This is a genomic window from Allobosea sp. GW823-FHT02B03 (genome assembly GCF_058797755.1).
The window spans coordinates 1-13,542 of record NZ_JBXAJY010000003.1 but is presented as its reverse complement, the minus strand read 5'-3'; the positions used below and the strand labels follow the sequence as shown (position 1 = coordinate 13,542).

Here is a 13,542-nt window from a genome sequence, read left to right as displayed (position 1 = left end):
CGCCAAGCCGAACGCTCGCGGGGCGACAATTGGACTGAAGGGATATCGTTTGATGAATTGCACGCAAGACAGCGCACCCGTCCTTTCCGTCTCCGATCTGGTGACCTCCTTCAGGGTCGAGCGGCAGTGGCGTCAGGTCGTCAAGGGCATTTCGTTCGACATCAAGCCGCGGGAGACCGTGGCGGTCGTCGGCGAATCCGGCTCCGGGAAAAGCGTCACCGCCCTCTCGGTGATGCGGCTGACGCAGCCCGGATCGAGCAGGATCGAGGGCTCGATCAAGCTCTCCGGCAAGGAGTTGCTGACGCTGCCGGAAGCGGACATGCGCCGTATCCGCGGCAACGAGATCGCGATGATCTTCCAGGAGCCGATGACCTCGCTCAACCCGGTGCTGCCGATCGGCTTCCAGATCGCCGAGGCGCTGGTCCTGCATCGCGGCCTGTCGCGTTCCGAGGCCGAGGCGGAGACCGTCCGCCTACTGGAAAAGGTCCGCATACCCGCTGCGAGATCGCGCTTCCATGAATACCCCCACCGCTTCTCCGGCGGCATGCGTCAGCGCGTGATGATCGCGATGGCGCTCGCCTGCAAGCCGAAACTGCTGATCGCGGACGAGGCGACGACGGCCCTCGATGTGACGATCCAGGCGCAGATCCTCGAGCTGATCAAGCTGCTGCAGGAAGAGGACGGCATGTCCGTCCTCTTCATCACCCACGACATGGGCGTGGTCGCCGAAATCGCCGACCGCACAGTTGTCATGTACAACGGCGAGGCCGTCGAGACCGGTACGACCGAGGCCATCTTCACCCGGCCAACCCACCCCTATACGCGCTCGCTGCTCGCCGCCGTGCCGAAGCTCGGGGCCATGGAAGGCGTCCGGCGCCCGATGCGTTTCCCGATGGTCGATCGCAAGACCGGTCTCTCGGACGTTCCGACCGAGACGGCCGATACCGTAGCCACGAGCGAGCGGCCGGTGCTCGAAGTCAACGGCCTGACCACGCGCTTCGAGATCCGCTCCGGCCTCCTCGGCGGCGTCAAGGGCCGGGTGCATGCGGTCGAGAACGTCTCGTTCAGCCTTCAGCCCGGCGAGACATTGGCGCTGGTCGGAGAATCCGGCTGCGGCAAGTCGACCACCGGGCGATCGGTGATGCGCCTGATCGAGCCTCTCTCCGGCTCGGTGCTACTCGACGGCGAGGACGTGCTGAAGCTCGACCGGAAGACGCTGCGCGAGCGCCGCAAGCGCATGCAGATGATCTTCCAGGACCCCTTTGCCAGCCTGAATCCGCGCATGGATGTCGGGACTACGATCGCCGAGCCCCTGCTGATCAACAGGCTCGCGACCCGTTCCGAGGCCCAGGACAAGGTCGCCGAACTGCTCCATCGCGTCGGCCTCCATCCGGATATGGCGAGCCGCTTCCCGCACGAATTCTCCGGCGGGCAGCGCCAGCGCATCTGCATCGCACGCGCGCTTGCCGTCGAGCCCCGGCTGATCGTTGCCGACGAATCCGTCTCGGCGCTCGACGTCTCGGTGAAGGCCCAGGTCATCAACCTGATGCTCGAGCTGCAGGAGCGGATGAAGCTCGCCTACCTCTTCATCTCGCACGACATGGCCGTGGTCGAGCGCGTCAGCCATCGGGTCGCCGTGATGTATCTCGGCGAGATCGTCGAGATCGGCCCGCGCGAGGCGATCTTCGGCAATCCCCAGCACCCCTATACCAAGCGGCTGCTGGCCGCCGTGCCAGTCGCCGACCCGGCCCGTCGCCACGAGAAGCGGCCGGTCTCGAACGACGAGATCAGGAGCCCGGTCCGCGCACCCGACTATGTCCCGCCGCCCCGGCAATATCGCGAGGTCTCGCCCGGCCATGCCGTGATGATCTGGGGCGAGGAATGGGAGCGAAAGGACCAGCGGACCGAGATCGCCGCCTGAGACGATCTCGGGCGGCCGGGCAGCCATCCCTCACCTGAGACATCGCCAGTCTCAGGCGGCCGAGGGACCGCATCCGCGTTTCCGCACATCTCCAATCGGCGATGCTCGGCGAGAACCCAGTGCTAATGCGTGCTGCCGAGATACTGCGCAAACGCAGCCGGAATCTCGATGAAGGGTTCGGCATCCTGACGGATGTCGAAATCCGCGATGGCCTCGGTCAGCTGCTCGAACTCACGCTCTTCGTCGGAGCCCCTGCCGGATGAAATGAGCCTGGCAGCCCGCAGCACTGCCGTCTTGCGCTCTTCATAGGTCTTGATGGTCACGGCGTCGGCGTTAGGCATGACACACCTCATCGCTACGCAACTCTGAGCACCAAGTTAGCGGTCAAACCGCCCGTTGACGAGTCGCAACAGCTCGGACGAGGTCAACCGCCTCCCGGCAAGCGCATTCACGGGATAACCGACACGCCTCGACAACGGCCGACCGGCACCTCGCCGACAGCCGCGAGCCGGCTGCGCACCAAGGAGAACGGCCCCCTCAAACCGAGCGAGCTGCCCCGGCAAGCATCTTCTCGGTGCGCGCATCCATCTGCCCGCCGCAATAGAGAGCGAGCGCCCTGCGAAACGGGTCATTTTGCCTGTTCGAAGCGAGCGCGAACAAGGTCATGCAGGAGGCGAACTTCAGGTCGTCCGGGGAACCGAAGATCTGCGACAAGGTGGGCCCGCGCAGCCCCAGCAAGGCTTCGACGGAGGCCACCAAGCGGGGCCCCAGCAGCGGATGGCCAAGATAGGCCCGCGCCTCGCCAATTCCCGCGAGGCCGAAATGCTGGGCCGTCGCCGATACGCCCAGCCCTCGCAACTGCGGAAAGATGAACCACATCCAATGACCGCGTTTTCGTCCCGTCTGAAGCTCCGCCAGGGCGTCGTCGAACATGTCGGCCTGCGCCGCGCTGGCGCGGCTGGAAAGCGGACATATCGAAACGCCGTAGCCCTCCGAAGATCAGTCCAGCTTCATCCTGGCCGTCTTGTTTGCATAGTCCTTCTTGGGATCGATCCCGAGCAGCAGCTTGATGCCGGCAATCAAGCTCCATTCGTCCTCCCAGACCTCCGCCTCCTCGACATCGAAGCGCAGCAGCGCCAGCTTGGGGTCGTCCTTGCCTTGCTCGTACCAGGCGGCGACGAACCTGTTCCATAGCCGGTCGATCACCTCCCGGTCGTTATCGAGCCTCAACTTGCCGCCGATCGTCGCGAAAAGCTCATGCCCCTTCGCAGCGAACGAGATGAACGCGTCGTCGTCGCCCGACAGCGCTTCGACGAGTTCGGTGTCTCTGGCCGAGAAGATCCAGAGCGGTCCATGGTTGGCTTCACCGTCGATCTGCACCGTCATCGGCCGAAGCAGGTGATCCTGCCGGTTGGCCAGCCCCAACATCACCGTCATGTCGGAGCGCAGAGCTTTCCAGAGCCTCGCTTCCAGTTCCTGCGGCGTGGGCATGGCTTGGCGCTCCGATCCCGTGTCGTTCCATGCACAACCGTTCGGCTGATCCGGAGGTTCCAACCGTTCGCCCGGAACTCTGCGCGATTATCGATGAACGTCGCTGCCGGCCCCCTCGCGCCTCCTCGTCGGAGGACGGGGAGGCCTAGGCCGCATCCTGGATCCGGCTGGCGGTCACGGCCGCTAGCACCTTCTCCAGATCCGCCTGCCAAAACGGCTTGCTGAGTCGGGCAACGCTGCCTGGAATGTCGCGAGGAAGCTCGGCATACCCGGTCGCCAGGATGATCGGCAGTGCAGGCCAGCTCGTCGACACGGCGGCGATCAGCTGAGCTCCGGTGATCTCGGGCATGGCATGGTCGGTGATCAGCAGATCGAAGCGCTCGCCATTCGAGAGCAGCGCGAGCGCTTCCTTCGCCGACGAGGCCTCGACGACCTCATGGCCCAGATCCTCCAGCAGCGCGACGGTGTTCATCAGCACGAGAGCGTCATCGTCCACGGCCAGCACCTTGAGATGTTCGGCCGGCTTCTCAGCCGGCTCGGACGGCGTCGGCAGGCGATGCGCCTCGGCGGAATCGGCCTGCCGCGCCGCCGGGAGCCAGATCTCCACCGTCGTCCCCCGCCCCTCCAGGCTGCTGATTGCGAGGCGCCCCCCGGATTGCTCGGCCATGCCGTGAACCATCGAAAGGCCGAGCCCGGTCCCTTTGCCGACGCCCTTCGTCGTGAAGAACGGCTCGACCGCCCTGGCCAAGGTCCCGGCGTCCATGCCGGTCCCGGAATCGCTGATCGAGATCCGAAGGTAGTCCCCGGCAGCCAGGCCATGGGAATTGGAAGGAGCCACGGTCTCGCATCGACCCGCCATGCGCACCACCCCGCCCTCGGGCATCGCATCGCGCGCATTCAGGACGAGGTTCAGGAGCGCCGTCTCGAGCTGGTTCTGATCCGCCCGGGCCGGTGGCAGCGAAGCGGGAAAATCGGTCTCGATCCGCACCAGGGGGCCGATCGAGCGTTGCAGCAGATCCTTCAGGCTGGTGATCAGAGCGTCGAGCGGCACGGCCTGAAGCGCCAGTTCCTGCTTGCGCGCAAAGGCCAGCATGCGCTGCGTAAGCAGTACGCCTCGCTTGGCGCCGCTCATAGCGTTTTCGATCAGGCTCGCCTGCCTCGGATCGGAGATCTGCCGGCTGACCAGTTCCAGGCTGCCGACCACTGCAGTGAGCAGGTTGTTGAAATCGTGCGCGATGCCGCCTGTGAGCTGTCCGATCGCCTCGATCTTCTGGGCCTGCAGGAGCGCCTGCTGCGATTTCTCCAGCTCTTCCTGGACCTTGCGGCGGTCGGTCAGATCGCGGGTGATCTTGGCGAACCCGATGATCTCGCCACTGTCGTCGCGGATCGGGTCGATCACGACATGGGCCCAGAAGGGCCGTCCGTCCTTGCGCAGCCGCCAGCCCTCCTTCTCGAAGCTCCCGGTGTGGAAAGCTGTCGCCAGCGCCTTGGCGGGCTCTCCGTTCGCGCGATCCTCCGGCGTGTAGAAGATCGAGAAGTGCCGGCCGACGATCTCCTCGCGGCGATAGCCCTTGATCCGTTCGGCGCCGAGATTCCAGTTGGTGACACGCCCCTCCTTGTCGAGCATGTAGATCGCGTAGTCGGTCACGCCTTGGACGAGCAGGCGAAACTGCTCCTCGGAGCGCTTCAAGGCCAGCTCGGCTTCCCGCCTTTCGGTCAGGTCCCGCGTGATCTTGGCATATCCCAGCACGCCCCGGCTTTCAGGATTGAATATCGGATCGATGATGACGTGGGCCCAGAACTGCGTGCCGTCCTTGCGCACGCGCCAGCCTTCGGCTTCGAAGCGCCCCTCCCTCTCCGCCGTGCGCAGCGCGCGCTGCGGCAGGCCCGAGGCACGATCCTCCGGCGTATAGAAGTTCTCGAAGGACTGGCCGATGATCTCCGTGTCGTCGTAGCCCTTGAAGCGCCGCGCGCCAGGGTTCCAGCTCGCCACGCGCCCGTCCGGGGTGAGCAGGTAGATCGCATAATCGGTGACGGATTCGACGAGCAACCGGTAGCGGTCGCTCATCAGGGAAAGGGCTTCGACTTCCGGCACTTTGAACGGCCCCCAATAGCTTATCAGGACCGTGAACGTCGCCGCAGGCGAAAGGTTCCCGCCCGATCCTGGAACGGCCGAGAGCACCTGCGAGCGAGGCCGCCTGCGCAGGCGCGCGGGGGCGCGGCGACGTCGCTGCTGCATCGATGCGGCGTGTCCGCTGGTCGCGAGGTCCGACCTGCCCCGGCTCCCCATTTTTTGGCAGCTGCGCCAGGGAGTCCGCAGTCGTCATTTTGCATTGCCGGGCTGTCTGGTCCGTGCTGCCCTGCAGTATCAGCAAGCCGAATCACGCATGAACGCCCACGTTTATCTCGACAATCTCAACCCGGCACAGCGGCGCGCCGTGTCCCATGGCGGAGACGCGGTGCCGGCCCCGCCGGTTCTGATCATCGCCGGCGCAGGCTCGGGCAAGACCAACACGCTGGCGCATCGCGTCGCCCATCTGCTCGTCTGCGGCGCCGACCCGCGGCGGATTCTTCTGATGACATTCTCGCGGCGCGCCGCATCCGAAATGCGGCGTCGCGTCGAGCGCATCGCGCGCAAGGTGATGGGCGATCAAGCTGGCGTCGCCGTCGACGCGCTCAGTTGGGCCGGAACTTTTCACGGGGTCGGGGCAAGGCTGCTGCGCGACCTCGCCGAGCAGATCGGTCTCGACCCTGCCTTCACGATCCACGATCGCGAGGATGCGGCCGACCTGATGAACCTCGTCCGGCACGAACTCGGCTTCTCCAAGACCGAGGCGCGCTTTCCGACCAAGGGGACTTGTCTCTCGATCTATTCGCGCTGCGTGAACGCCGAGCAGCCGATCGAGCAGGTGCTAGGATTGTCCTATCCCTGGTGCATCGGCTGGGCTGACGAGCTCAAGCAGCTCTTTGCGGCCTATGTCGAAGCGAAGCAGCAGCAGAACGTGCTCGATTACGACGACCTTCTGCTCTACTGGGCGCAGGCGATGACCGATGCCGATCTCGCTGCCGACATCGGCTCGCGATTCGATCACATCATGGTCGACGAGTACCAGGACACCAACCGGCTGCAGTCGTCGATCCTGCTGGCGCTCAAGCCGGATGGGCGCGGGCTGACGGTGGTCGGCGACGACGCGCAGTCGATCTATTCCTTCCGCGCCGCGACCGTCCGCAACATTCTGGACTTTCCGCTTGCCTTCTCGCCGCCGGCCGAGGTCATCACGCTCGATCAGAACTACCGCTCGACGCAGGCAATCCTCTCGGCCGCGAATGCGGTGATCGACCTCGCCGCCGAGCGCTTCACCAAGAACCTCTGGACTGATCGAGCCGCCGGTGCGGCGCCCGAACTGGTCAATGTCCGGGACGAGGCCGACCAGGCCAGCTTTATTGCCGAGACGGTGCTGGAGAACCGCGAGGCTGGAACGACACTCAAGCAGCAGGCCGTGCTGTTTCGCGCCTCGCACCATAGCGGCCCGCTCGAGGTCGAGCTGACGCGCCGCAACATCCCGTTCGTCAAATTCGGTGGGCTGAAGTTCCTCGACGCGGCACACGTCAAGGACCTGCTGGCGCTGCTGCGCTTCGTCGAAAACCCGCGCGACCGTGTCTCGGCCTTCCGCGTGATGCAACTCCTGCCCGGCGTCGGGCCGACCTCGGCCCAGCGCGTCATCGAGCATCTGGCGCAAGCACCTGACGGCACAGAAGCCCTGCGTGGCGCTCCCGCTCCCGCCCGCGCCGGAGAAGACTGGGCTTCGTTCGTCGAGACCGTGGAGGAGCTGCGTTCCGGCAGGTCAGGCTGGCCGGCCGAGATCGAGCGGGCGCGGCTCTGGTACGAGCCGCAGCTGGAGCGCATCCATGAAGACGCGACGACACGGCAGGCCGACCTCCTGCAGCTCGAGCAGATCGCCGGCGGCTACCCCTCGCGCGAACGCTTCCTGACCGAGCTGACGCTCGACCCGCCGGATGCGACGAGTGATCAGGCCGGTGTGCCGCATCTCGACGAAGACTACCTGATCCTCTCGACCATCCATTCGGCCAAGGGGCAGGAATGGAAATCGGTGTTCGTCATGAACGTCGTCGACGGCTGTATTCCGATCGACCTGGGTGCCGGCTCAAAGGATGAAATCGAGGAAGAGCGGCGCCTGCTCTATGTCGCCATGACCCGGGCCAAGGACGATCTGCACCTGATGGTGCCGCAACGCTTCTTCACGCACGGCCAGTCTTCCACCGGCGACAGGCACGTCTACGCCGCGCGCACGCGCTTCATCCCCAACAACCTGCTGAAGCACTTCGGGAATCGAGCCTGGCCGCAGGTGGCGCCTCAGGCCGGACGCCCCGCTTCGACCGGGCCCAAGATCGACGTCCGCGCCAAGATGCGAGGCATGTGGCGCTAAAGTCGATTGCTGGGAGACGATCAAGGCGCCCCCAGACGGGGCCAGAGCGATTCTGACGCCAACCCAGGAGATGCGGGCGGCTCCGTCGCCGAGATGCAGCTGACCGTCAGCGGCGCGATCACCGCCGCGGTTTCATGGTCCCAAGGCATCCCCATACCGCGCATGAATTCAAGCGAAGTTCGGATGAGCCGGTGATCCCCCGGACAATTCGCTCACAGCGGCCGCGAATGGACTTTGCAAGAGCGTCTTCGGGCCTCCTTACGCTCCCCGACACCGATAACTTGACCGGAACGTTTCCAAGCCACCGCTTCAAGGCAAATCTGATCCGGCTCACAATCCTACCCTAGGCCCGGCATGTTTGCCGCCTCAGTATTTCCCCTCGTCGAAAATTTTTATTGCTCACGAAGGCTCGCAAGACTTCGTCGATTCTTTTTTAGAGTCGACCTTCAGAAACGATTAACTGTCGCATGAGCGTCACGGAGCGGCGCTATCGCAGTCATATGAACACGAACGGCATTCATATGAACATTGCGCTGGGTTCCGACGGGCGGCAGATGGCGATCGCCGAAATGCTGCGCAGCCGGGACTTCATCAGCGTCGAAGAGCTGGCCACGCATTTCGCGGTCGCCACGCAGACGATCCGCCGCGACCTCGTCGCCCTCTGCGATCAGGGCGTCGCCAGACGGCGTCATGGCGGCATCGAGAGCCTCGCCCGGAGCGGAAACCTCACCTTCAAGGATCGGCGCGTGCTGCATCGTGAAGCCAAGCAGGCCATCGCCGCCGCCGTCGCCGGCCGGGTCGCAGACGGCGAGTCGATCTCGCTGGGTATCGGCACCACCACGCAATTCGTCGCCGAGGCCTTGCTTGCGCACCGGCAGCTCAAGATCGTGACCAACAACCTGCCGCTTGCAGTGATGGTCGGCCAAAACTCGGATTTCTCGCTGGCGATCGCCGGCGGCACGGTGCGCGGCGGCGATCTCGACGTCTGCGGCGCGACGGTCGACGCGTTCTTCGCCTCCTACAAGGTCGATATCGCGATCTTTGGTGTCGGTGGCATCGATGAGGACGGTTCCCTGCTCGACTTTTCGGAGGAGGAGGTCCGCGCCCGCGAGGCGATGCTGCGCAACTGCCGCAGATCCTATCTCGTCCTCGATTCCTCGAAGTTCACGCGCCCGGCCCATGTCCATGGCGGGCGCATCGACCAGGTCACCGCGGTGTTCTGCGACACGGAGCCGCCGGGGGCCATCCGGCAGATGCTGGACGAGTCCGGCGTCCAGTTCGTCAACAGCGCGGAGGCGGCCGTGAGGCCGTAGCCCGACGAGAAGAGACCGCGCCCTGGCGGGCGCGGCTCGCCATCAAGCACCGTTCTTCACGCATGCCCGCAGCGATCCCGCTACCGGGAACGATCGACTATTGCCTGTTTCTGGAGATGAGCCATGGCTGACCAGCCCGTTCTTTACGCCCATCGCGGCACCAACCCCTACACCGACAACGAGACCGAGGCCTATGAGTGGGCGTTCAAATACGGCGCCGATTTCATCGAGATCGACCTTCGCCTGACCAAGGACGGCGCATTGGTCAGCTATCATGACGACCTTCCCGGCGGCATCGCGAACATGACGCTGGCCGAGGTGCGTGCACTGGTGCCGGGTGTCATCACCTTCGAGCAAATCATCGCGCTGACCAAGCGGATGGAAAACGAGACCGGCCGCAAGCTCGGCATCCTGGTCGAGACCAAGAGCTCGGGCCACGCCACCTACGACGCCATGCTCTCGAACCTCGTCGCTGCCGACTTCGCCGATCCCGAGCGGATCGTCTTCCAGACCTTCGCGACCGACCACAAGGTCCTCCGCGACCTGATGGACAACAAGTACCAGGTCGATTTCCCGCTGGTCTGGCTGACGGACAACATCACCGACGCCAAGATCGCGAACGCGACGAGCCCGCAGGGTTCCATGGGCGAGCTCGACGGCCTCGCGCCCCAGATGGCGCTGATCACCGCCGAGACGGTCGCGGCCGCCCAGGCTGCCGGCCTCAAGGTCAATGGCTGGACCGTCGCGGGCAACGAGAACGATGTCCGCAACGCGCTCAATCTCGGCGTAGACGGCATCATCAACGACAACACGCAGCTCGCCCGCCCTGCCCTCGAAAAGCTCCTGAACAATGCCGAGGTCGCCTACGGCACCGACCAGGGCAACGAGATCAACGGCGGCACGGGCAAGGACGTCATCTATGCCATGTCGGGTGACGACATCGTCCGCGGTGGCCTGGGCGACGACGTTCTCTATGGCGATGCCGGCAGGGACCTGCTCTTCGGCGGCGCCGGTGACGACAAGCTCTTCGGCGGCTCCGGCAGCGACTACCTCGCCGGCGGCACCGGCTCGGACATTCTCGTCGGCGGCGCCGGCAACGACGTCATCGTCGCGACGGGCGACCAGATCGTCTTCCGTGCCGGCGACGGCATCGACCTGATCTCTCTCGACAGCACCAGCACGATCCTCTTCGACGGCATCGCCCCGGCCGGGTTCAGCGTCATCCGCAGCGGCAACAACCTGATCATCCGTGCGGGCAGCGATGCGATCGTCCTGCTCGATGGCGTCGATCCCGCGCATCAGCCGGCCTCGATCACGACCGCCGACGGCTTCACGCTGACCGGCGCCGAGCTCGCGGCCCTGGCCGTGGAGGGCACGGACGCCGAGGTTGCGGCGGTGCTGCCGGAGCTTCAGGGCGTGCTCGACAACGCACCCGCCTTCGCCATCCCGTCGACGGTGGTGGTCGGCACCGATCTCGTCGCCGCCGGCGATTTCCCCGAGGGCACCCTGTCCTACGATATCGACAGCGTCGAAACCGGAGCGGTCTATCGCCTGAGCTTCTCGCTCGCCGACCTGCCGATGGGCGAAGATGGCGTGCGCGTGCTCTGGGGCGGCCAGGTGGTCTATGAGGGCGTCCCCTCCCCGACCGGCGGCAAGTTCCACTTCATGGTCACCGGCGGAACCGGCGATGGCTCGAACGACCTCGTCTTCGAAGGCGCGGGCGAGAGCTTCGGCGCGACGCTGGCCGACCTGCGTCTCGTCAAGATCGCCGATCCGGTCATGCCGGTGCCGGGCAATGTCGCGCCCGAGACCCAGGAGATCGACCTCGTCATCAGCCAGGAGGTCCCGTTCAGCGGCAAGGTCGTGGCCACCGACGCCAATGGCGACGCGCTCACCTACCGCCTCGGCGACGGGCCAGCCAATGGCACGCTCGTGTTCAATGCCGACGGCAGATACCGCTACACGCCGGCGGCCGGCTTCACCGGCGCCGACAGCTTCAGCTATCTGGTGAATGACGGGCATGGCGGCATCGTCGAGTCCGTCGTCAACTTCACCGTCGCGCAGGGCATCCTTCTCGGCACCGATCTCATGGTCAACGGCAGCTTCGAGGACCTCAGCGAATCCTCCGGCAACAACGGTCCCAATGACTGGGGCTACCGCAATCCGGACGGCCAGATCCTCGGCTGGACCAACGTCAACAACAAGCGCATCGAGCAGCACTGGGACAATTACGGCGGCGTCGTCGCCAAGGACGGCCGGATCTGGATTGACATGGACCATTCGCAGACGGGCACGACCGTCGACCGGATCGGCCAGTCGATCGCTCATGTCGAGACCGGAGCGACCTATCGGGTGAGCTTCTCGCTCTCCGACTCCGACCGGACGAATTTCGACGATGGCGTCAAGGTGCTGTGGAATGGCGAGGTCATCTTCGACGGCCTGCCGCCGCAGACCAGCGCGAGCTGGACGACGCTGAGCTTCGAGGTGAAGGGCGGCTCCGGTGACGGCAAGAACCGGCTCGAGTTCATCGACAAGGGCGTCTCGGATTCCTGGGGCGCCGGTGCGGCGCTCGACGATGTCCGCTTCGTCAAGATCGCCAATGTCGGCGACAGCATGCCGGCGAACCAGGCTCCGGTGGCGGCCGACGGCCAGGCCGAGGGCATGAAGGACACCGTGTTTACCGGCGCGCTTTCCGCCTCGGATCAGGATGCCGGCACCGCGCTGATCTACAGCCTCGCCACAGGTCCGGCCAACGGCACGGTCTTCGTCTATACGGACGGCACCTATCGCTACGCGCCCAATGCCGGCTTCAGCGGCGCGGACAGCTTCACCTTCCTGGTGGATGACGGGCGTGGCGGCAAGGACACCGCGACCTTCGATCTGACGGTCAAGTCCTCGACCTCCTCAGTGGCGATCGGCACCGATCTCATCATCAACGGCAGCTTTGAGGACGTCAGCGAGTCCGGCAACTACAATGGCGGCTCCGACTGGGGTTACCGGAACCTGGACGGCCAGATCCTCGGCTGGACCAATGTCAACTTCAAGCGCATCGAGCAGCACCTCGACAATTACGGCGGCGTCGTTGCCAAGGATGGCCGGATCTGGATCGACATGGACGGTGCCGGCCAGTCGGCCCGCAACAAGATCGGCCAGACGATCTCGCTGGCGGAAACCGGCGCGACCTATCGGGTCAGCTTCTCGCTCTCGGACTCCGACACCGGGCGCTATGATGACGGCATCATCGTGCTGTGGAATGGCGAGGTCATCTTCGACGGCCTGCCGCCGCAGACCGGCGCGAGCTGGACGACGCTGAGCTTCGAGGTGAAGGGCGGCTCCGGCAACGGCTCCAACCGGCTGGAATTCATGGATACCGGCGTCAAGGACTCCTGGGGCGCGGGCGTGGCGCTCGACGATGTCCACTTCGTCAAGATCGCCGATGCAGGTGACACGCTGCCGGTGAACCACGCTCCGACGGCGACAAACGGCGAGGCCGTCGGCCTGATGGACACCCTGGTGACCGGTCAGGTCGCGGCGTCGGACCCGGATGCCGGCTCGGCGCTGATCTTCAGCCTCAAGCAGGGCGCGGCGCATGGCACGGTCTTCGTCTATACGGACGGCACCTATCGCTACACGCCGACCAACGGCTTCACTGGCGAGGACAGCTTCACCGTGCAGGTGACTGACGGGCGCGGCGGCATCAGCGAGGCGACGGTCAGCCTGACCATCAACCCGCCGAACGCGGTTCCGGTTGCGGGAGACGATGCCGGGCTCGGCACGGCCTATGGCGCTGCGCTGCTGATCGACCCGGCGGCGCTGCTCGCCAATGACACGGATGCGGACGGCGACACGCTGGTGATCCAGTCGGTCGCGGCCGGCATCGGTGGCAGCGTCGTGCTCGATGCTGAAGGCAGGATCGTCTTCACACCGGCCGACGGCTTCTCCGGCGAGGCCTCGTTCGCCTACACCGTCTTTGACGGCAAGGGCGGCACTGCCAGCGCGACCGTCACGGTCACGGTCGCGCCTTACGTCCCGGTCGGCACGCCTGGCGACGACGCGCTTGTCGGGACGGTCGGCGACGATCTGATCCTGGCCGGTGCGGGCGACGATCTGGTTCAGGCCGGAGCGGGCAACGACCTGGTCGATGGCGGCGACGGCGATGACGAGCTGCATGGCGAGGATGGCGACGACGTCCTCAAGGGCGGCGCCGGCGACGATCTGCTCTTCGGCGGCGCGGGCGACGACGTCTTGGCCGGCGGCGCCGAGGACGACCGGCTCGATGGCGGCGACGGCAGCGACACCGCCGACTATTCCGACGACACCGCCGGCGTCACCGTCGACCTGTCGCAGGGCATCGCCTTCGGCGACGAGA

General features: G+C 65.5%; 8 protein-coding genes. 4 read left to right on the top strand and 4 right to left on the bottom strand.

The window, feature by feature from the left end; all coding sequences use genetic code 11:
- Window positions 1–52: 52 nt before the first annotated feature.
- Complete coding sequence (locus AC1REK_RS09810; protein ID WP_492268194.1) at window positions 53–1,921, top strand: ABC transporter ATP-binding protein; 1,869 nt, start codon at window positions 53–55, stop codon at window positions 1,919–1,921.
- A gap of 122 nt (window positions 1,922–2,043) precedes the next feature.
- On the opposite strand, the gene AC1REK_RS09805 is transcribed toward AC1REK_RS09810, so the two are convergent.
- The 4 genes from AC1REK_RS09805 to AC1REK_RS09790 form a co-directional block, all read right to left on the bottom strand.
- A complete protein-coding gene (locus AC1REK_RS09805) occupies window positions 2,044–2,244 on the bottom strand; it encodes a hypothetical protein (protein ID WP_492268195.1) in 201 nt (66 codons plus the stop codon).
- A 214-nt stretch (window positions 2,245–2,458) separates the two neighbouring features.
- Window positions 2,459–2,896 carry a DUF1810 domain-containing protein gene (locus AC1REK_RS09800; protein WP_492268216.1) on the bottom strand — a complete coding sequence of 146 codons (438 nt, stop codon included), beginning with the start codon at window positions 2,894–2,896 and terminating at the stop codon, window positions 2,459–2,461.
- A 24-nt stretch (window positions 2,897–2,920) separates the two neighbouring features.
- Window positions 2,921–3,412: a pyridoxamine 5'-phosphate oxidase family protein gene (locus tag AC1REK_RS09795; protein WP_492268196.1), complete on the bottom strand. Its 492-nt coding sequence runs from the start codon at window positions 3,410–3,412 to the stop codon at window positions 2,921–2,923.
- Window positions 3,413–3,557: 145 nt separating this feature from the next.
- Window positions 3,558–5,480, bottom strand: a complete 1,923-nt coding sequence (locus AC1REK_RS09790) for a hybrid sensor histidine kinase/response regulator (RefSeq protein ID WP_492268197.1) — start codon at window positions 5,478–5,480, stop codon at window positions 3,558–3,560.
- Window positions 5,481–5,799: 319 nt separating this feature from the next.
- Here AC1REK_RS09790 and AC1REK_RS09785 point away from each other — a divergent pair, with 319 nt between their 5' ends.
- From AC1REK_RS09785 to AC1REK_RS09775, 3 genes are all read left to right on the top strand, one after another.
- Entirely contained in the window at window positions 5,800–7,860 is a 2,061-nt protein-coding gene (locus tag AC1REK_RS09785; RefSeq protein ID WP_492268198.1) for an ATP-dependent helicase, read from the top strand.
- A 467-nt stretch (window positions 7,861–8,327) separates the two neighbouring features.
- Window positions 8,328–9,173, top strand: a complete 846-nt coding sequence (locus AC1REK_RS09780) for a DeoR/GlpR family DNA-binding transcription regulator (RefSeq protein WP_492268199.1) — start codon at window positions 8,328–8,330, stop codon at window positions 9,171–9,173.
- Between the two features lie 123 nt (window positions 9,174–9,296).
- Window positions 9,297–13,542, top strand: a 4,246-nt coding sequence (locus AC1REK_RS09775; RefSeq protein WP_492268200.1) for an Ig-like domain-containing protein, incomplete at its 3' end; no start/stop codon positions are given.

Excerpts from the sequence above, each read along its gene's own strand:
- AC1REK_RS09810 (WP_492268194.1), top strand. The coding sequence starts at position 53 with ATGAATTGCACGCAAGACAGCGCACCCGTCCTTTCCGTCTCCGATCTG.
- AC1REK_RS09795 (WP_492268196.1), bottom strand. The coding sequence starts at position 3,412 with ATGCCCACGCCGCAGGAACTGGAAGCGAGGCTCTGGAAAGCTCTGCGC.
- AC1REK_RS09790 (WP_492268197.1), bottom strand. The coding sequence starts at position 5,480 with ATGAGCGACCGCTACCGGTTGCTCGTCGAATCCGTCACCGATTATGCG.
- AC1REK_RS09785 (WP_492268198.1), top strand. The coding sequence starts at position 5,800 with ATGAACGCCCACGTTTATCTCGACAATCTCAACCCGGCACAGCGGCGC.
- AC1REK_RS09780 (WP_492268199.1), top strand. The coding sequence starts at position 8,328 with ATGAGCGTCACGGAGCGGCGCTATCGCAGTCATATGAACACGAACGGC.